This is a genomic window from Pseudarthrobacter phenanthrenivorans Sphe3 (assembly GCF_000189535.1).
In the GTDB taxonomy this organism is placed as follows: Bacteria; Actinomycetota; Actinomycetes; order Actinomycetales; family Micrococcaceae; genus Arthrobacter; species Arthrobacter phenanthrenivorans.
Genome location: NC_015145.1, coordinates 2,255,104 through 2,272,286, shown reverse-complemented (window position 1 = coordinate 2,272,286; position 17,183 = coordinate 2,255,104). Strand labels below are relative to the sequence as shown.

The window sequence follows — 17,183 nt, the reverse complement described above, 5'->3', positions numbered from 1 at the left end:
CCCCGTGCATGCAGGGAACAGGGCATAAGGTCCCTGCCACCGCCACCGGAAATCCTGCCGGCATCCTCCCGGGACTCCGGCCTGGGACGGCGGCGTTTAGTCCTGGCGTCCTCCCAGGATCCGCTGCGCATCGTCCTGGGCTTGAAGCGCCCTGCTGCTCACCACTTCGCCGGCGAGGAAACCGGAGGTGGCCCGGAGACTGCGCAGTTCTGACACCGTGCGCGGCGAGGCAACATTGTGGTGGGCCATGGCATGGCAGTTGGAACACAGCGGCACCAGGTCCGCAATCGGGTCAAGCTGGTAAGTGCTGCCGAGCAGTGCCGGCGGCACCAGGTGGTGCACCTCGATGAAGCCAGCGCCGATGTCCCCGTACGAGGCCTCGAAGGAAAATCCGCAGGCGGCGCAGGACGTTCCATGGAAAGCCAGGCAGATCCGCCGCGCGTCCTGGTTCCGCTCGTAGCGGTTCACCTCAATCCGGGTGACCGCCTGCGGCGGGTAGGTTCCGGCAGGGAGGAGAGGTGGATCACCGGCGGGTGGCATCCGGTCCCGCCACAGCTGGCGGAGCCCAGGTTCTGCTGCGGCGCCGACCGCTGTGGCTGCGAGGCGCGCTGCCCCGCCCCACGCTACTTCCGGGACGGCCGCCGTGAGGGCATCCTGCGGCACCTGCTCGCCAAGGGGGAGCAGGGCGTCGAAAGCCACGCTGACGTGGCGGCGGGTGGCAGGATCCCCTTGCTGGCCTGCCTCATAGGTTTCCGACACCACCACTCCGTGGCCGATCAGCCCCGTGGAGGCTGCAGTTCCGCCCTGGACCAGGAGCCAGGCTTCCGTTCCGGGCCCAACCTCCAGGTGGCCAACGCCCCAGGGCTGGAGAAACCTGCCGGACTCCGCTACCTGTTCGACGGCGGCGCGATAGTCCCAGCGCTTCCGTCCCCTGGGGTTCCAGCCAAGAATTACTGCAGGCACGCGGTACCTAGACACGCGGTACCTAGATAGGTTCCTTCGCCAGCGCCTTGGTGCGGGCGGGTGTTTCGCGGCCCAAACGCTGATCGAGGGTGACGCGCAGCCTGGCAGCCGCCACCTGGACGCGGTGCTCGGCGGGGGTGGCTTTCCTTGCGGCCGGCTTAACCGGGGTGTTCCGCGGAGTATGGACATACCGTCGTTCAGGCGATGCGGCGCTCATAGTCCAGCCTCCTTGGTTGTGCCTTCATCCGTGATTCCATTCTCGCCTATGTCGCCACCTGCGTCCACGAACGGGAGGTCCGCGGCCGGGTCTTCGTCCGGCGCAAGGTCCTCGTCCGCTGTAAGGTCGTCCCCGTTCTCGTCACCTGCCACGCTTTTCCAGGCGATGTCGAACAGTTCCAGTTCCTCGGTGCGCGCAAGCTCGCTGCGGGCCAGGACGTCCAGGGTGGCCAGGCCCAGGGCTTTTGTTCCTTCGTCCGGGTCCAGCGCCCTGTCCAGCGCCCACTGGGTCCGGCGCCACCACTCGGCCCGGCTGTCCGCTTCGGTTTTCTGCAGCAGCGCCTGGGCATCCGCCTCCCGCTTCTGGTCCAGGGCAGTCTTGTCAGCTGTGGTGCGCTGCTTGAGCGTGCGCCAGTTGATATAGAAGGCAAGCAGGGCAGCGATGAGGACTGCCAGGGGTCCGAGTCCGGCGAGGATCACCCACCAGTCGGCCGGTCCGGAATGCACCACGACATCAAGCGGGCTGGGGGTGGGTGCAGGGGTCACATTGCCAGCATAGGCCGGGCACGGCCGTCAGCCGGGCGGACACCCCTGCACCGGTGCCCGTCAGGCCGAAATCACTACCTTCAGCGCGTTTGTCTCCGCCGCACGGGCGAACGTGTCGTAGGCGTCCATGAACTGGTCGAAGGAGAAATGGTGCGTCGCGAACTTTTCCGCCGGCAGCTTTTTCTGCGCCACAAGCTTCAGCAGCATGGGGGTGGTATTGGCGTTTACCAGGCCCATGCTGATGTTGATGTTCTGGATCCAGAGCTTCTCCAGGTGCAGTTCCACCGCTTTTCCGTGTACGCCGACGTTCGCCACGGTGCCCCCGGGGCGGACAATCTCCGTGCACATCTCGAACGTGGCAGGGATGCCCACGGCCTCGATGGCCACATCCACGCCCTGCCCGTCAGTATGTGAGAGCACCTGGTCCTTCCAGTCGGCGTCGCCGGACAGGACCACCTCGGTGGCACCGAACGCGCGGGATTGCTCCAGGCGGTTGCGGTCCAGGTCAATGGCGATGATGTTGGCGGCCCCGTACAGGCCGGCTGTGGCGATCGCGGCCAGTCCCACCGGGCCTGCTCCCACCACCGCCACGGTATCCCCGGGCTTGACCCTGCCGTACTGGACCCCGATCTCGAAGCCGGTGGGGAAGATATCGGAGAGCATGACAGCCTGCTCATCGCTGACGCCTTCCGGCAGCAGGTGCAGGGAATTTTCGGCGTAGGGGACCCGGACGTACTCGGCCTGCGTCCCATCGATCAGGTGGCCGAAGACCCAGCCGATTCCGGAGGCGCCCTCGTCCCCAAGGCAGTGGGAGTAGAGGCCCGTCTTGCAGTTTGCGCAGTGCCCGCAGGACTTGATGCAGGAGATGATAACCCTGTCGCCGGGCTTCAGCGTGGTCACGGAGGAGCCCACCTCGGTGATAGTGCCCACGCCTTCGTGGCCCAGGATCCTCCCCTCCTGGACCGCCGGGACATCTCCTTTGAGGATGTGCAGGTCCGTTCCGCAGATGGTGGTGGTGTCCACCTTCACGATGGCGTCACTCGGGTTGACGATCGTGGGGTCCGGCACATCGGTCCAGGACTTCTTGCCCGGTCCGCCGTAGACAATGGCTTTCATTACTGCTCCTCGTGGTCAGTGGTCCGGGTGCCGTGCAGCGCCGCGTCACCTCAAGAGTCGTGGACAGGTTTCCGGGCCGAAAGGGCCGTAAGTCCCAGCGGTCTTAATGAAGCGGGTGTTTATGGAGCGCCAGGGGACGAAAGTCTCTGGAAGTCGGAAGGCGCCGGGGCGAGGCTGGGTTCCCGTAAGCCAGCACGGAAGGAGTGGAGGGAGCAATGGCGGACTCCACCAGGATCGTCAACATCGCCGTCTTCATTATCGCCGTCCTTCTCTGGGCGGCGTTCGGGGCAGTGCTGCTGTCCAGGCAGGGAAACCTGGGTGAGCTGTGGTCTGCGTTCCGCGGACAACCGTGGCTGCTGCAAGGGCTGGAGTTCCTCATCCTCCTGCCGTGGGCTGCTGCCCTCTGGCTGTGGAACACATCATGGGATCTCTGGATCAGGGCCCTGCTGCTGCTGGGCCTGGTGTGGACCAGCCTTTACCTGCTCTCCCCGTGGCGGTCAGCGTAGGACCAGCGTCCTCCAGGGGAATTCAGCTGCCGCGCCGGGAGATGAGGACCGGGCCGCGCGCATGGTGGAGGACAGCATGGGCTGTGGACCCGATCGTTTCCCTGACAAAACCTCGCCCTGTGGTTCCCACCACCAGCATCCGCGCGTCGGCAGCTGCCTTGAGGATGGCGTGGGGGACTGAAGTGTCAAGGAGCACGCTGCCTTCCACGGGCACATAGGGTGCAAGGGTGCGGGCGCGGTGCAGGGCGGCTTGGAGGGCATTCCCCGCCGCGGCTTCGGCTTCAATGGTGTTCCGCTGCCCGTGTCCTGGGGGGAGCTGATGGACATGGACCACCTTCAGGCCGGCCTGCCATGCCATGGCCATGGCACACGCGTCCTCAAGGGCCGGAGGAGAGCCGGACGCGTCCACAGCCACCACCACAGGCCCGTCGGGGTGGAGGTCCTGCCGGATGACCGCAACAGGGCAGTGGGCGGTGGCTGCCAGCTCCAGGCTGACGGATCCCACGAGCAGGCCCAGGAATCCGCCAAGGCCGCGGCTGCCCACAACAATCATTTCTCCGCCTGAAGCGATCATGGCCAGGTGCGAGGCAGGCAGGCCGTGCAACAGTGTCGCCTCAACATGCAGGCCTGGGGCAGCGGCGCGGGCATGGTTGACGCCGTCCTTCAGGATGGCTTCCGCTGACCGCTCCAGGCCGCTGTCCGCCACGCCCGGAACCGGGCCCAGATTGCGGGTCAGCAGCGGCCAGATGGAGCAATGAACCACGTGGAGGGCAAAACCGCGCAGCTGCGCATGCCCGGCTGCCCAGCGAACGGCGTCCGCCGCTTCAGCGGAACCGTCATAGCCGGCGACGATGGATCCTGGTTCTGCCATTGCTCCTTCACCCCTGGTCGGGCACTCCTGGTCGGGCGCTCCCGGTCACGCACTCCTGGTCAGGGACCTTCGGCACTGTGATGGTCCCTCGCGGCGCTCCATGCTGATGGAATGGGGCCGGCCGCGTACCGCGTACACCAGCAGAGCACCCAGAGCCGCCGGAAGCAAGAACTGCTTGACGAAAAGAGGAGCACCAGATGTCCATGTGGCAGGAAATCATCACGCCGAACCGGTTCGAGGGCCAGACCGTCATCGTTACGGGGGCCGCTTCCGGTATTGGCCTTGCCACTGCTTTGCGTGTTGCCCGCGAAGGCGGCCGGGTGATTGCCAGCGACCTCAGTGATGAAGGGCTGGACAAACTCGTGGCGGAGTACGAGGATCTGGACTTCGTCCCGGTGGCCGGAGATATCAGCAAAGAGGATGTAGTACAGGAAGTGGTGTCTGCTGCCCAGGGGCGCATCGGCGCGCTCGCCAACGTGGCCGGAATTATGGACAGCTTCCAGCCCGTGCATGAAGTGGATGACGCCACCTGGGAGCGCGTGCTGGACGTCAACCTGACGTCCATGATGCGGATGACAAGGGCGGTGGTTCCGGTGATGCTGGCCGCGGGGTACGGCTCGATCGTGAACGTTTCCTCCGAAGCGGGCCTTCGCGGATCGGCGGCAGGGGCCGCCTATACCGTTTCCAAGCACGCGGTCATCGGCCTGACCCGCAGCTCAGCCGTAATGTACGGGCGGCGCGGCATCCGCGTCAACGCGGTTGCGCCCGGAGGCACCAAGACCAACATCCACGCCGAGTTCAAGTCCCAGCTCGCCGCGGAGGTCCTCGGACCCCTGATGCAGGCAAACGTGCCGCCCATCGCCGAAGCGGGGGAACTTGCTGCCGGGATCACGTTCCTGCTCAGCAGGGACGGCTCGAACATCAATGGTGTGGTGCTGGCCTCGGACAATGGGTGGAACGCCGTTTGAGGGCGGCCCCGCCTGCAGGGAGTGGTCATAAATGGGCAGCATGATGCGCAGGATCGGCAGCCTGCTCCTGGCTTTGCTGGTGCTGTTGCCCGGCACGGCCGCCGTCGCCTTCGCCGTGGCGCCGGTGTCCGTGGAGATCCAGGACACTGCGGGGGTGCTGGACCGGAACACCCTGGTGCCGGCCCTTGAACGCATCGAGTTCTATGAGCCTACCCGGGTTGTGGTGTACACCTACAACGGACGGACCGAGGACAACCTCAATGAGGAAGTCCTGAGGTTTGCCCGGGCTGAGCACCCCGAGTGGATCAGCGCGGACGGACAGAAGTGGGCGGACGGACTGTTTATTTTCGCCCTGGACCCGGTGGGCCGCCATGTGGGCACCTACATGGGCGAGGACCGCAAAGTGTCCCTGGAACAGCGGAACGAGATCCAGGACGCTGCAAAGGACCTGCTGCGCGACGCCCAGTGGACGGACGGGACCATTGCCGGAGTCCAGCGGGCTGCCGAGCTCATCAACCAGCCGTGGTACCGGTCGGCCGCCTTCCTGGTCACGGCGTGGGTAACGGCGGGGACGGCAGCCCTGGGAGCCGGAGCATGGGTTGTGGTGCGGGCCGTCACCAGATCCTCCGCGCGGAAAGAGATCGAACGCGGGGACCGGAGCTACGCCAACGTCAGCATGGACCTCGAGGTGACAGAGCTCAACGCCGGCACCATTCCCGAAGCGTCCAGGTATGGAAGCACCGTCCTGGAGAAACACCGCACCTTCCTCAACCGCTACAACGCTGCCAGCGAGCTGTCCAACAAGGTGCACGCGCTCTCGAAGCGGGAGTTTGGCCGACGCAGGAACCTGAAGCTCGCGCGCGAATATGCGGAGGCCGCCTCGGAGCTCGACGCCCTGGACGATGTCATTGCCGACACCAACGCGCTCCTGAACCGCGCCGATGCGTGGCCCGCAGCGTGGGACCGCCAGCTTGCCCCCTTCCGGAACGACCTTGCCGGGCTGGAACAGCTCCTCAGCAAGCGCCACGGCCAGGGGGACTCTGCCTCAGCGGCGGCACTCCGGTCCTTCCGTGACCAGAGCCTGCGGGAGATCGAGCGGTGGACGGCGGAGCTGGCGGAGGGAAAAATCACGCCCGAAAAGGCGCTGGACCGCCTCTACGAGGCCAGGACCCGGCTCGCGGTGCTGCTGGAAAACCATGCTGAAACGGTCATTGAAGGCTATGCGAAGAACGAACGCGAGGCTGCGCTGATGCGCAAGGAGATGGAGGCGGCCCAGGACGGCCTCGACCACCGCCGCCGCACTTACGAGCCAAGCATCCTGGGCACGGTTTACCCGTCCTACCACTTCTTCTCGGTGGCCACCTTCAACTCCGGGCTCAATACGGGCGTCAGCAGCGTCAGCTCCGCCCGCGGCGGAGGCGGCAGCACCACAGGTTACGGAAGCAGCGGCGGGAGCTTTTCCGGTTCCGGCAGTTCGTCCAGCTTCTGAGCGGGGCTACGCACGGCTTCTGGCCGGCGGACACGAGCGGGTGCGGCTTTTGAGTGGGGTACGACGGCGGCCCTTGCCTAAAGCGCGCGGCTGAGGCTGCGCTGCAGCAGGAAGGATCCGAGCGCCAACAGTGCCAGCGCCATGGCGGCCAGGACGCCCAGCTGCGGAAGGATGTCCCCCAGCGTTCCGTTGTGGCGCTGGATGTCCGCGAACGCGTCGTAGGCCCACCGGTGAGGGGTTACCCGGGACACTGCCTGCAGCGTCCCGGAGAAAAACTCCGGCGGCACCATGGAACCGCCCAGGCCCGCCAGCACCAGGCCGAGCCCTACGCCCACACCGGACGCGGCGGCGTCGTTATCCATCAAAGCCCCGATGACCATCGCTGCTGCGGCGGACACAGCGCAGAAGAGAACCAGGACCAGCCCGGCCAGCAGCGGATTCCCCCAGTCCACGCCGAACAACAGGGATGTGCCGAGCATGATGTACCCGCCTTGGACCGCGGCGATTCCGAAGCGTCCCATAGCCTGGCCCGCGAGCGCCTGCCAGCTGCTGACAGGGGCGGCCATGACGCGGGCGATGACGCCCAGGCGGCGGGCTTTGATCAGGGTGGCGGCGCCCGTGAGGGAACTGAGGAAGACGAAGAGGAGAAGCTGCTGGGCGGCTCCGAGATCGAACCTGCCCAGGCCCTGGAACACCTGCGAGACGTCGTTGGTGTCCACCAGTTCCACGCGCGGCCGTTGCACCGCTTTCCGTGCCTGCTCCAGTGCCGCCGCTGCCTCAGATGCATCCACGCCGGCAGCTTCAAGGAGGGACTGCTGCCGCCGTTCCGTGCTGACCGCCTGGATGGACGAGCGGACTTCCTGGAGCACTGCCTGCGCCGCCGACTGGGAAGCCGTCACCACTTCCAGGTCCGCGGGCCGGCCTGCCGAGAAAGCGGCCGAGTCGTCGTCGCTGATGAAGATCCCGACGTCGGTCCTGCCGCGGCTCAGCTGGTCCCGCACTGTTCCGGCCCCGGCGGCGGAAACCTGCAGGCCGTCCTCCTCCATTTGCTCCGTCAGGGCGCGTGCCAGCGCAGTATCCGCTCCGCCGGACAGCGCCACCCGCGCCTGGCCGCTGTTGGTGCCGAACTGCGAGCCGAGCAGCAGGATCAGCAGAAGGGGAAAAATGAAGACGAAGAAGATGTTGGACCTGTCCCGCAGGAAGAGCCGGACTTCCACGGCGGCGATTCCCAGGATGCTCCTCATTGCCTGACACCCCTGTCCGGGAGCAGCCGGGAGGCCAGCGTCGCCGCCGCAGCGAAGCCGAGCATGATGGCAAGGGGAATGCCGGCGTCGGCCACTCCGCCGCCGCCCGCCGTGATGCCGAGGCCGCGGATGAAGGCTGCAATGGGGTTGAGGTCCATGAGCGCAGCAAGGAATCCTGAGGCTTCGATGGGGAAGAACGCGCCGCCCGCAATGCCCAGCACCATGCCCAGGATGGATTGGACAATGTTTGCCTGCTCGGCGGTCCGGACAAGGCGCGCGACGATAAACGTGAGGCTCGTTGCGGCTGCTGCCACGGCGAGGACCAGGAGTGCCACCACTGCCGGTGAGCCGAAGGACACACCGAACAGTACGCTGCCGGCAGTCAGCAGGATGGTGGTGGCCACGACGCCCAGGATGAATCCCACCAGGGCTTTGGCCGTGATGATGGTTCCCGGCGCCACCGGAGTGGACTGCAGCCTGGAGAGGGTGCCCTCCTCCCGCTCGGCCAGCAGCCCCAGGACGCCGAAACCGACCGTGAAGAGCAGGAAGAGCCCTGTTTGGCCAGCCACCAAGGTTCCCTTCAGGGACAGCTGCTCCGCGGACGCCTGGCCTTCCGAGAGCGTAAGCGCCGGCGGCCCTGCGGCTGCCTGCTGCGCCAAACCTGCCAGGACATCATGGGGGAGTCCGGCGGTTTCACCGGCTTCGGCAGTTACGGTCCCCGCCGAAAACTGCTCGAGGAGCCCGTCCACCACTGACACCAGGACGTTGGTTTCCAGCCCTGCCCCGTCCCCCTCGATCACCTGGACGCTGAGCGCCTGCCCGGACGTGACCGCCGCCGTGAATTCCGCTGGCAGGATGATGCCCAGGTCCGCTCCGCTGTCCCTGGTCTCCCGGCTGACCTCTGCGGCGGGCACCTTGCGGACAGTGACATCCATGATGGGCAGCGAGTCCACGGCCTCCAGCAGGGCGGCGCCGAGCTGCCCGCTGTCCTCCGAGCTGGCCACGACTTCGGCTGGCTTCAGGTCTACGCTCTCGGTGTCGAACCCGCCAAAGGACAGGTTCAGCACAGCCATCAGCGCCAGGGGAACGAGGAGGGAAAAGATGAACACGGATTTGTCCCGGACCCGCTGCCGGAGGTCGTTGGCCACCATGGTCCAGAGTCCGCGCACGTCAGTCCCGGAGTGCTTTGCCGGTCAGGTGCAGGAAGACCGATTCCAGGTCCGGCCGGACGATCTCCACGGAAGTCAGCGCCACCCCGGCCCGTCCCGCCTCAGCCACGATGGGGGCCAGGAGTCCCGGCCCGTTGTGCACGGTCAGGGTCAGCCCGGACGTGCCGCCGTCGACATGCTGCACGCCTGGAAGCTGCCGCAGTGCCGTGGCAGCGGCACTGGTGTTGCCGCTGCCGCGCAGGTCGATGCGGTCCACCCCGCCCGTCAATTCAACGAGCTGGTTCCGGGTGCCCTCGGCCTGGATCCGGCCCTCGTCAATGATGGCGATCCGGTCGCACAGCCGCTCCGCCTCCTCCATGTAATGGGTTGTGTACAGCACCGCCATGCCCTCCGTGGCGAGGCCTTCCACTGATTCCAGGATGGAATTGCGGGACTGGGGATCCACCCCCACCGTTGGTTCATCAAGGATCAGCAGGGTGGGCCGGTGCAGGAGGCCGATGCCGATGTTCAGCCGGCGCTTCATACCGCCCGAGAACTTCTTGGTCTGCTCGCCGGCCCGGTCCGCCAGGCCGATGAGGTCCAGGACCTCCCCGGTCCGCGATTTCAGTTCCTGGCCGCCCAAACCCTGGAGCCGGCCGAAGAACATGAGGTTCTCCTTTGCCGTCAGGTCAGGGTAGATAGCCAGTTCCTGCGGGACCAGCCCAATGTGGCCTTTGACCCGTGTACTGGCCGGAGTCATGGCTGCACCGGCCAGCTCGATGGATCCGGAGTCAGCCGGAATCAGTCCTGCCACCATGGAAATAATGGTGGTTTTGCCCGCCCCGTTGGGACCCAGGAGCCCGTACGTTTCGCCGGCTTCAATGTGGAAGGAGACGCCGTCCACCACAGTGTGGCTGCCATAGCTTTTCACCAGGCCTTTGACGCCCAGGACCTGAGCCTTCTGGGTCTGAACGTCCGCCGTCATCGGACAGCCGGTTTGCTAGGCGGCACCGAGCGATCCCGCCTTGGCGGAAGCGAACGGCAGTGCCTGCGGGAGGCGCCTGGGGATCCGGACCCGGACCGGGGCGGCAACGGGAGCGAGGTCCCGGATCAAACCGGTGCCGGCGCATTCGCGGACATCGTTGATGGCGGCAGCAGCCTGGTACTTGTCCTGGTACTGCCCGGACACGGCCAGCACCGTTCCATCCGCCGCCACCAGCCTGAACCTGATCCGCGAATCTTCATCGGCAAACAGTTCGAACGTTCCCGCCATAAGTCCTGCTCTCCCTCAAGCAACCTGGCTCCATCGGATTCGTGGAGCGCGTGGGCACACCGGCCACCCGGTGCGGCAGCCCGGACACAGCACCCCAGCCATGGTGCATCCTTCGGGCCTCAACCAACCCTGCCAGAGCATGCGGCCGGCTATTAGGGCCCAAAGTCCCGTATTGCCCAATCGCTGGTGAAACCGGCTGGCTTCCAGCGGTCGGCTTCCAGCGGGCTGCTTCCAGCAGGCAAGGCCGCCGGCGGAGAGGCCGCTTGTCCGCTTCAGAGCCGTTTGGCTCTAGTCTGTGCGGGAAGCCGCTCCTAGCCTCGGTGCAGGAGGTGCTTACGGATGAAGAACGAAGTCGGGTTGTATGCGGGGAAGGGTCGACGCCGGGAACAGGCCACTGCGAGCGCGTTGGCAATTGTTCTGCTGGCCCTGGGAATGGGCATGGCGGTTTCCTCCTTGATGGGGCCGCTGGGCTTTGGATTCATGCAGTACCGCACGTCGGAGACGACGGTCAACCAGTTGGTGGGCAGCGATGCCGCGGCCCTTTTCGTCGTATTTCCCGCCACCATCGCCGCCGCCGTGCTGGTCCTCCGGGGCAACCCGGGCGGGCCTCTGCTGGGCAGCGGCATTGGCGTGTATGCCATCTACACCTACGCACAGGTGGTCATCGGCCAGGAGTACCTGCGGCTGCCGGGCAACGTGGAGTATTGGTTCCCGTTGCTGCTCGCTGTCTTCATTCTTGCCGAAGCCGCGGTTGTCCTGTCCCTGGCCGCCGGGCCGCGGGACCTGCCCCAGCCTTCGCAGGGGGTCTGGAAGACGGCCGCCGTGTCGCTGCTGGTGGTGGCGGCGTTCCTCGTGGTCGGGCAGCATTTGCGGCCGCTGCTCGCCGCGTGGTCCAACCCTTCGTCCCTTACCGAGTATTCCTCCAGTCCCACGCCCTTCTGGATGGTGAAGCTGATGGACCTGGGCATCATCGTACCGGCGGCCGTCGCGTCCGGAATTGGCCTGCTCCTGGGCGCACAGTGGGCTTTGAAGATCATGTATCCGCTGCTCACGGGGTACGCGTTCCTGGCTGCCTCGGTGGCCTCCATGGCCGTGGTCATGTACGTGAAGGCCGATCCGGATGCCTCACTGCCGCTGATGGCCGCATTCCTGGTCTTCGCGCCGCCGTTCGCAGGTTGGCGCTCATGATCTACCGCCCGTTCTTTCCATCGCAAGCGGGGGCATCTGCGCCATTCGGGCTTTAGCAGGCCGGCCGGGGACTCATGACCTTGGTCTCTAGTGTCTTCCTGCCGTCCGTTCCTACGCTGGGCGGCATGGACGAAAAGCTGCAGATCGAGCTCGAGGATGCCGCCTCCCAATCCTGGTGGGCACGCATCCTCTACACGTTGGGATCCCAGTACGGGCGGACGCAACTGCGGTTCGTGGGGAAAACGGATGATGACCGCCGGCTCTATGTCAGCGACACCTTCCCGGGGCCGCCGCTAGGTGCCACCCCGCCCGAAGAACAATGGGCTCCGGGGATGGAAGCAAGCCTCGCGGAGCTCCGGCAGCAGATTGCCAGGGACGGTTGGTCCGAAACCAGCCGCGGCCAAAAGCCCTGGGAACTGACCTTTGCACGGCGGGCAGGCAGCTAGTTTTACCGTCCCGCGTCTCCGGCATGGGATGTGAGTTCCCTGGTGATCTCGTCGGCCCAGGCGTCAATGGCGGCCCAATCGCGGAAATCACCGGCCGGCAGCGCGTCCTTCGACGCCGGTGCCAGCCGGATCAGGCGCTCGCCAAGGCCCACAGGAGGGGCGTCGGGGTCCCAGGCACCGAAAAAGACATGTTCTCCGCGGGGCTGGAGTACCTCCTGCAGTGCGGTGAATTCCTTGGGCCTGGCGCTCGCCAGAACATCATTGCCATCCTTGTCAACGGTGTCCGTGCCGAGGGGTCCACTGCTGAAGAGCCACACCCGTTTGTCCTGGAGTTCGCTATGGTGCCGCCTGGCAAACGCCGTAGCTTCCTTGAGCCAATGGACCATGTAGGCGGCGCTGCCCAGAACCACGGCGTCGTATGGGCCAACGTCGTCCACGTCTGCTACGGACCGCGCCTCGGCCTGGTGCCCGTTCTCCGAAATGCGGGCTGCGATGCGTTCAGCTATTCCTGCCGTGGAGCCGTGCCGGCTGGCGTAGGCAACAAGAACTTTCATGGTGACCTCCTGTTGGTGCGGTCGGGATGTGGCTTGAAGCAGTTACGCGATGGGCCAGACCACCCTTGTCTGCCATTTCGCCGGGTCTGGTTCGGCCTCCGGGTCGCTCAGGTAGTACTCCCACATGGTGTCCGAAGGGGTGAGGCCCTCGGCTTCCATTTGTCCCAGGATGGCGTGGTAGGTGCTTTCCAGGGTGTCATACGGTCCAATATGGAGGGCCTCGAGGGCATCCGTCTCCGGCAGTGTCCCTTTGGCTACCCCGTCTGTCCCCTCGAAGTTTCCGGTGATGGGGAAGCCGGCTTCCACGTCAACTGACTCGCTTGGCATTCCGCGGTAGAGCGCGAAGGGCGGCCCGGCCGGGCTGGCACCCTGCTTTTGCGCGGCAGCCATCACCGTGCTGAATGCCCGGCCGAAGAAATCGGTAAGTGAAGCCATGGGGACGCGTTCGCGGACGACGGCGACGGGCTGCTCCGTGAGGTGGACTTTCCTGGGGTGCTGGGCAGAATTGTTCATGGCATTAGAGTGCCCCCGCCGGCGGCAGCGGCCACAGGGCCTTAGGACCCTGGATTGCTGCCCGGGGGCGGCAGTCACCCGGCGGACTCATAGGCCTGCCGCATCCACTCCGCCACCTCCCTGTCCAGCCCGCTGCTGTCCACCAGTTCAAGATGGTGCATCCAGATTCCACGGGAGGGGTGGGCAATTTCCTTGAACCGCGGTGAGGCTGCCTCGTAAGGCAACGCCAGCGAGAGGACCACGGGAACCGCGGACTTTACGTAGGTCCCGGGGCGCCAGAGGTACGCAAAGCCGCGCCGGCGCCGGAACGCCACTTGGCTTTTGCTGACGCGGACTTCCATGGGTCCCAGCGCTGCTGCCATCCGTTCTGCCGCCTGGTAGATGGCGTAAGCAGCGGGGGACCCCTCAAAAAAGCGGGCAGCAGTCCACGCTTCACCGCCCGCTGCGGACGGGACCGTGGCTATTCGAGGCCGGCCCGGGTGGCCTCGTTCAGGGGTGTCTGCCAAGTGCCGGTGGCCGACAGGGTGAACCTGCGGCCCGTGACCGACTGGGGAACGATCCGGATCAGGTGGTCCTGGCCAACGCCCTGCCAGGGAAAGAGTCCCCGCCGCGGCTCATTCAATGCCGGTCCCGTGGCGTCATCCTGGACAGCCTTGCCCTTGACCACAACGCTCCATGCAAGGCCAAACTCGGCGCTCACACTGTCCGCTTCCAGGGCAACCATTGAGTTGGCTTCCATGGCCTGCAGCTTCGTTCCGCCGCCCGTCCGGAAGATGAGGCCCTCACCGTCAACCTTGAAGCTCACCGGGAAGACGTCCGGCTCGCCGTTGACAACCACCCCAAGCCGTCCCACGCTCGTGTGTTCCAGTAGTTTCCAGCACTCGTCGGAGTCGAGGATTTCAGCTTCCGGCACCATGTTTTTCTCGGTCATGCCCAGATCCTATGGTGCGGGCCGGACGTCCAACAGGGCCCAAAGACCTTGACCCCTTTCCTGGCGCCTTTAGGCGTTGCCGTGACTGGCCTGGTCCTTCAGGGATGCAAGCAGGGTTCCGGCCCAGGATGCGGCGCGTTCTTCCTCGCCCTGCAGCAGGGGTCCCTCGCTGCCCTTGACATAGAAGGCCATGGGGCCGGAGACGATGCTGGCCCCGGCGTCCTTCAAGGCGCGGCTGATCTTTTTGGCCGCGTCACCGTGGATGAACAGCTTGAGCCGGGTATCAAACGCTGCTGTCTTAACCCCCGCCAGTCCATGCTCCGCCAGGTCCGCGAGCGCCTGCGCGATTTTTGCTGTGGGGCGCCATCCATTGATGGGGCTTCCCACCACCAGGAGATCTCCGGCCCGAACGGCCCGGGCGTCGAAACGGTCTACGGGAACGGCGGCTGCGTTGTTCCCCAGACGTGACGCAAGCGCCTCGGCAATGGTCCTGGTGTTGCCATAGGCGGAGTCGTAGACAATGTGGGTTTTCATTTTTCCTGTCGCCTTTCGCGGGCAGCGCACGTGCTGGAAATTGTGTGCTTCCATCCTGCGGGCAGCAAAGTCCCCGGTGCAGGGCCGAAAGTCATGGCCGGCCCGCCAAAGCCACCGGTTCCCGGGCCTAAATGCCCTAGCACTGACGGTGCCGGGGGCACTACGTTCAGCTGTATGCACAACGAGTCGCCTGGGCGAAACGCTTCACCCGCTGTGGAAGTCTTGGATTCCGATGAGTGCTGGGATCTCCTGCGCGGGGTTCCAGCAGGCCACCTTGCCGTCCTGGTGGATGGCCATCCGGAGATCTTTCCCGTGAACTACAAAGTGGACCATGGTTCCGTGGTCTTCCGCAGCGGGGAAGGTACCAAGCTCCACGCGGCGGCCGGGCCCGCCGCCGTGGCATTTGAAGTGGACGGCACAGACCAGGAAAAGCGGACGGCCTGGAGCGTGGAGGTGAAGGGCCACGCCGTCGCCCTGGAGCCTTCCCCGGAGTTGCTGAAAGGTGTTGGCCTGACGCTTTTCCCCTGGCAGTCCGGGCACAAGGACCACTTCGTGCGGATCATCCCGACGGCGGTCAGCGGCCGCCGCTTCAAGGTCACCCCGCCGCTCACCTGGTGGAACCACATCGATGATCCCGCGCGGGCGGGCTTTGCCTGAGGAACGCCCGGCCGCCGCGGGCACTGACATCCGGGGCCCTGACACCGGTCCGGACACCTCCGCCCAAACGTTCCCGGGCAGGGCCGTCAAGTTTGTCCGGCTGTATCCGCTGGTGGCGCTGACATGCCTGGTGCTTGTCCTCACTGGCCTGCTGCTGCAGTTCGGCCTGGAAGAACCCGTGCGGCTGGGGGCCTCCGCCTATGCTGCCATCGTTGCCGCCGGCCGCGCCGTCGCCATGTTCCGGAGCCTGCGCGAGGGCCGCTGGGGCATCGACGTGCTGGCGCTGATGGCCATTGCCAGCACGGTGTGGGTGGGGGAGTACCTCGCGGCCCTGGTGGTGATCCTCATGCTGTCCGGAGGGGAGGCACTGGAAAGCTTTGCGCAGGGACGCGCAGCACGGGAGCTGCGTTCGCTGCTGGACAGGGCACCCCGGTTCGCCCACCGGGAAGCCGCCGGATCCCTGGACGAGATTCCAGTGGGAGAGGTGGCAACCGGTGATGTCCTGGTGGTGCGCCCCTCGGAGCTGGTGCCCGTGGACGGGGAGCTCCTGTCAGATTCGGCAAGCCTTGATGAATCATCGCTGACCGGCGAGAGCCTCCCCGTGGAGCGGGTCCGGGGCGAGCAGCTGCTGAGCGGGTCCGTGAACGGCGAGTCAGCCATCAGGATGCGCGCCACCGCCACCGCTGCCGATTCGCAGTACAGCCGGATCATTGCCCTGGTGGAAGAAGCCTCCAACAGCCGCGCACCGGTGGTCCGCCTCGCAGACCGCTATGCCGTTCCCTTCACCGCGCTCGCGATCGCCATGGCGGGCACGGCCTGGTTCCTGTCCGGAGATCCCGTGAGGTTCGCCCAGGTCCTTGTGGTGGCAACCCCCTGCCCGCTCCTGATCGCCGCGCCGGTTGCGTTCCTTGCCGGCACCAGCCAGGCGGCCCATAAGGGCATCATCATCAAGAACACCAGGACGCTGGAGCAACTGGCCAAGGCCAGGACGGCGGTTTTTGACAAAACCGGAACCCTGACCTCAGGGCGGCCCGTCCTCCAGAGCGTCCTCACGGCACAGGAGCAGGGAGCCGGCAACGGTGGGACCGTCAGCGCTGACCGGATCCTGCAGCTCGCTGCCTCCGCCGAGCAGTACTCGTCGCACGTCCTGGCGGCCTCGGTGATCGAGGCTGCGGCTGCCCGGAACCTTGAGCTGTTGCCGGTTGCGGAGGCTGCAGAGCATGCCACCCATGGGGTGGAAGCGGTCTGCGGCGGTGAGCGAGTGGTTGTTGGCAAGGCGCGCCTGGTCGGCGCCTCGGCCACAGATTTCCGGGAAGCGGAACTGCAAAGCGGCCAGCTTGCCGTCTATGTTGCCGTCAACGGGGTCTACGCCGGTGCCCTCATCATGAAGGACCCGCTGCGGGCCGACGCCGGGGAGACGCTCGCCAGGCTGCACAGCCTCGGTGTCCGGCACACCCTGCTGCTGACAGGTGATGCCGCCGGAACCGCCGCCCACATCGCCCGGGAAGCCGGGATTCGCAACGTCCAGGCGGACTGCCTTCCCGAGGACAAGGTCAACGCCGTGGCGGCCGTGCTGGAACGCCCGGTGTTGATGGTGGGCGACGGCGTCAATGATGCCCCGGTGCTTGCGGCCGCAGATGTCGGCATCGCGATGGGGGCCAAGGGTGCCACCGCAGCGAGTGAGTCGGCGGACGTTGTGGTGATGCTCGATGACCTGTCCAAGGTGGCAGTGGCCGTGGGCATCGGCAAACGCACCGTAGCGGTGGCGCTGGTGAGCATCTGGACCGGAATCGGACTGAGCGTAGGACTCATGGCGGTGGCCATGACGGGGTACATTCCGGCGGTCACGGGTGCGCTCCTGCAGGAGCTCGTAGACCTTGCCACGATCCTGAACGGACTCAGGGCGCTGCGCGGTGCTGACATACCCCGTGCTGATGTGACCGCTGTTGACATACCGCGTGCTGGCATCACGGATGCCGGGAAGGCCCGGCGCCCTGCATGACTTTTGGCCCTTCCCCCC

21 protein-coding genes are annotated in these 17,183 nt (G+C 66.1%); 7 read left to right on the top strand and 14 right to left on the bottom strand.

All coding sequences use genetic code 11. The features are described from left to right. Positions 1–96 precede the first annotated feature (96 nt). From ASPHE3_RS10445 to ASPHE3_RS10430, 4 genes are read right to left on the bottom strand one after another with little or no spacing between them, the layout of a single operon-like run. Positions 97–963, bottom strand: a complete 867-nt coding sequence (locus tag ASPHE3_RS10445) for an HNH endonuclease (protein ID WP_041652090.1) — start codon at positions 961–963, stop codon at positions 97–99. Positions 964–985: 22 nt separating this feature from the next. Next, on the bottom strand, positions 986–1,180 hold the full coding sequence (locus ASPHE3_RS10440) for a hypothetical protein (RefSeq protein ID WP_013601197.1): 195 nt from the start codon (positions 1,178–1,180) through the stop codon (positions 986–988). Continuing rightward, on the bottom strand, positions 1,177–1,725 hold the full coding sequence (locus ASPHE3_RS10435; RefSeq protein WP_041652088.1) for a hypothetical protein: 549 nt from the start codon (positions 1,723–1,725) through the stop codon (positions 1,177–1,179). Before ASPHE3_RS10435 ends, ASPHE3_RS10440 begins: the two co-directional genes overlap by 4 nt. 60 nt (positions 1,726–1,785) lie before the next feature. Beyond that, positions 1,786–2,841 carry a zinc-dependent alcohol dehydrogenase family protein gene (locus tag ASPHE3_RS10430; RefSeq protein ID WP_013601195.1) on the bottom strand — a complete coding sequence of 352 codons (1,056 nt, stop codon included), beginning with the start codon at positions 2,839–2,841 and terminating at the stop codon, positions 1,786–1,788. A 215-nt stretch (positions 2,842–3,056) separates the two neighbouring features. Between ASPHE3_RS10430 and ASPHE3_RS10425 the strand changes: the two genes are divergently transcribed. Beyond that, positions 3,057–3,347 carry a hypothetical protein gene (locus ASPHE3_RS10425; RefSeq protein WP_013601194.1) on the top strand — a complete coding sequence of 97 codons (291 nt, stop codon included), beginning with the start codon at positions 3,057–3,059 and terminating at the stop codon, positions 3,345–3,347. A gap of 22 nt (positions 3,348–3,369) precedes the next feature. On the opposite strand, the gene ASPHE3_RS10420 is transcribed toward ASPHE3_RS10425, so the two are convergent. Beyond that, complete coding sequence (locus ASPHE3_RS10420; protein WP_013601193.1) at positions 3,370–4,218, bottom strand: universal stress protein; 849 nt, start codon at positions 4,216–4,218, stop codon at positions 3,370–3,372. A 197-nt stretch (positions 4,219–4,415) separates the two neighbouring features. Here ASPHE3_RS10420 and ASPHE3_RS10415 point away from each other — a divergent pair, with 197 nt between their 5' ends. Further along, entirely contained in the window at positions 4,416–5,186 is a 771-nt protein-coding gene (locus ASPHE3_RS10415; protein WP_013601192.1) for an SDR family NAD(P)-dependent oxidoreductase, read from the top strand. A 31-nt stretch (positions 5,187–5,217) separates the two neighbouring features. After that, a complete protein-coding gene (locus ASPHE3_RS10410; RefSeq protein WP_013601191.1) occupies positions 5,218–6,675 on the top strand; it encodes a DUF5129 domain-containing protein in 1,458 nt (485 codons plus the stop codon). 77 nt (positions 6,676–6,752) lie between these two features. Here the strand turns inward: ASPHE3_RS10410 and ASPHE3_RS10405 are convergent, their stop codons facing one another. Genes ASPHE3_RS10405 through ASPHE3_RS10390 form a run of 4 tightly spaced genes read right to left on the bottom strand, consistent with a single transcriptional unit; the run spans position 6,753 to position 10,340 of the window. Then, a complete protein-coding gene (locus ASPHE3_RS10405) occupies positions 6,753–7,919 on the bottom strand; it encodes an ABC transporter permease (RefSeq protein ID WP_013601190.1) in 1,167 nt (388 codons plus the stop codon). After that, positions 7,916–9,088, bottom strand: a complete 1,173-nt coding sequence (locus ASPHE3_RS10400) for an ABC transporter permease (protein ID WP_013601189.1) — start codon at positions 9,086–9,088, stop codon at positions 7,916–7,918. The genes ASPHE3_RS10405 and ASPHE3_RS10400 overlap by 4 nt, the downstream gene beginning before the upstream one ends. A 1-nt stretch (position 9,089) precedes the next feature. After that, positions 9,090–10,052: an ABC transporter ATP-binding protein gene (locus ASPHE3_RS10395; protein ID WP_013601188.1), complete on the bottom strand. Its 963-nt coding sequence runs from the start codon at positions 10,050–10,052 to the stop codon at positions 9,090–9,092. Between the two features lie 15 nt (positions 10,053–10,067). Then, a complete protein-coding gene (locus tag ASPHE3_RS10390; RefSeq protein WP_013601187.1) occupies positions 10,068–10,340 on the bottom strand; it encodes a YegP family protein in 273 nt (90 codons plus the stop codon). A gap of 339 nt (positions 10,341–10,679) precedes the next feature. Here ASPHE3_RS10390 and ASPHE3_RS10385 point away from each other — a divergent pair, with 339 nt between their 5' ends. Beyond that, complete coding sequence (locus ASPHE3_RS10385) at positions 10,680–11,528, top strand: hypothetical protein (protein ID WP_013601186.1); 849 nt, start codon at positions 10,680–10,682, stop codon at positions 11,526–11,528. Positions 11,529–11,653: 125 nt separating this feature from the next. Next, positions 11,654–11,974: a hypothetical protein gene (locus ASPHE3_RS10380; protein WP_013601185.1), complete on the top strand. Its 321-nt coding sequence runs from the start codon at positions 11,654–11,656 to the stop codon at positions 11,972–11,974. 2 nt (positions 11,975–11,976) lie between these two features. Here the strand turns inward: ASPHE3_RS10380 and ASPHE3_RS10375 are convergent, their stop codons facing one another. The 5 genes from ASPHE3_RS10375 to ASPHE3_RS10355 all read right to left on the bottom strand — a co-directional run bounded on the left by ASPHE3_RS10375 (position 11,977) and on the right by ASPHE3_RS10355 (position 14,506). Continuing rightward, positions 11,977–12,528 carry a flavodoxin domain-containing protein gene (locus tag ASPHE3_RS10375; RefSeq protein WP_013601184.1) on the bottom strand — a complete coding sequence of 184 codons (552 nt, stop codon included), beginning with the start codon at positions 12,526–12,528 and terminating at the stop codon, positions 11,977–11,979. Between the two features lie 42 nt (positions 12,529–12,570). Further along, entirely contained in the window at positions 12,571–13,041 is a 471-nt protein-coding gene (locus ASPHE3_RS10370) for a GyrI-like domain-containing protein (protein WP_013601183.1), read from the bottom strand. Positions 13,042–13,115: 74 nt separating this feature from the next. After that, complete coding sequence (locus tag ASPHE3_RS10365; protein WP_041652801.1) at positions 13,116–13,505, bottom strand: DUF5655 domain-containing protein; 390 nt, start codon at positions 13,503–13,505, stop codon at positions 13,116–13,118. Further along, positions 13,502–13,972, bottom strand: a complete 471-nt coding sequence (locus ASPHE3_RS10360; protein WP_013601181.1) for a pyridoxamine 5'-phosphate oxidase family protein — start codon at positions 13,970–13,972, stop codon at positions 13,502–13,504. The genes ASPHE3_RS10365 and ASPHE3_RS10360 overlap by 4 nt, the downstream gene beginning before the upstream one ends. Positions 13,973–14,041: 69 nt before the next feature. After that, positions 14,042–14,506 carry a flavodoxin family protein gene (locus tag ASPHE3_RS10355; RefSeq protein WP_013601180.1) on the bottom strand — a complete coding sequence of 155 codons (465 nt, stop codon included), beginning with the start codon at positions 14,504–14,506 and terminating at the stop codon, positions 14,042–14,044. A gap of 174 nt (positions 14,507–14,680) precedes the next feature. Between ASPHE3_RS10355 and ASPHE3_RS10350 the strand changes: the two genes are divergently transcribed. Together ASPHE3_RS10350 and ASPHE3_RS10345 are read left to right on the top strand one after the other, a co-directional pair. Then, entirely contained in the window at positions 14,681–15,163 is a 483-nt protein-coding gene (locus tag ASPHE3_RS10350) for a pyridoxamine 5'-phosphate oxidase family protein (RefSeq protein ID WP_041652087.1), read from the top strand. Further along, positions 15,135–17,165, top strand: coding sequence for a heavy metal translocating P-type ATPase (locus ASPHE3_RS10345; RefSeq protein ID WP_013601178.1), 2,031 nt, complete (start codon positions 15,135–15,137; stop codon positions 17,163–17,165). The genes ASPHE3_RS10350 and ASPHE3_RS10345 overlap by 29 nt, the downstream gene beginning before the upstream one ends. Positions 17,166–17,183 lie beyond the last annotated feature (18 nt).

Coding starts and splice junctions, on each gene's coding strand:
- ASPHE3_RS10410 (WP_013601191.1), top strand. CDS start 5,218: ATGGGCAGCATGATGCGCAGGATCGGCAGCCTGCTCCTGGCTTTGCTG.
- ASPHE3_RS10405 (WP_013601190.1), bottom strand. CDS start 7,919: ATGAGGAGCATCCTGGGAATCGCCGCCGTGGAAGTCCGGCTCTTCCTG.
- ASPHE3_RS10375 (WP_013601184.1), bottom strand. CDS start 12,528: ATGAAAGTTCTTGTTGCCTACGCCAGCCGGCACGGCTCCACGGCAGGA.
- ASPHE3_RS10440 (WP_013601197.1), bottom strand. CDS start 1,180: ATGAGCGCCGCATCGCCTGAACGACGGTATGTCCATACTCCGCGGAAC.
- ASPHE3_RS10425 (WP_013601194.1), top strand. CDS start 3,057: ATGGCGGACTCCACCAGGATCGTCAACATCGCCGTCTTCATTATCGCC.
- ASPHE3_RS10350 (WP_041652087.1), top strand. CDS start 14,681: ATGCACAACGAGTCGCCTGGGCGAAACGCTTCACCCGCTGTGGAAGTC.
- ASPHE3_RS10345 (WP_013601178.1), top strand. CDS start 15,135: ATGATCCCGCGCGGGCGGGCTTTGCCTGAGGAACGCCCGGCCGCCGCG.
- ASPHE3_RS10355 (WP_013601180.1), bottom strand. CDS start 14,506: ATGAAAACCCACATTGTCTACGACTCCGCCTATGGCAACACCAGGACC.
- ASPHE3_RS10385 (WP_013601186.1), top strand. CDS start 10,680: ATGAAGAACGAAGTCGGGTTGTATGCGGGGAAGGGTCGACGCCGGGAA.
- ASPHE3_RS10430 (WP_013601195.1), bottom strand. CDS start 2,841: ATGAAAGCCATTGTCTACGGCGGACCGGGCAAGAAGTCCTGGACCGAT.
- ASPHE3_RS10390 (WP_013601187.1), bottom strand. CDS start 10,340: ATGGCGGGAACGTTCGAACTGTTTGCCGATGAAGATTCGCGGATCAGG.
- ASPHE3_RS10395 (WP_013601188.1), bottom strand. CDS start 10,052: ATGACGGCGGACGTTCAGACCCAGAAGGCTCAGGTCCTGGGCGTCAAA.
- ASPHE3_RS10415 (WP_013601192.1), top strand. CDS start 4,416: ATGTCCATGTGGCAGGAAATCATCACGCCGAACCGGTTCGAGGGCCAG.
- ASPHE3_RS10420 (WP_013601193.1), bottom strand. CDS start 4,218: ATGGCAGAACCAGGATCCATCGTCGCCGGCTATGACGGTTCCGCTGAA.
- ASPHE3_RS10360 (WP_013601181.1), bottom strand. CDS start 13,972: ATGACCGAGAAAAACATGGTGCCGGAAGCTGAAATCCTCGACTCCGAC.
- ASPHE3_RS10370 (WP_013601183.1), bottom strand. CDS start 13,041: ATGAACAATTCTGCCCAGCACCCCAGGAAAGTCCACCTCACGGAGCAG.
- ASPHE3_RS10380 (WP_013601185.1), top strand. CDS start 11,654: ATGGACGAAAAGCTGCAGATCGAGCTCGAGGATGCCGCCTCCCAATCC.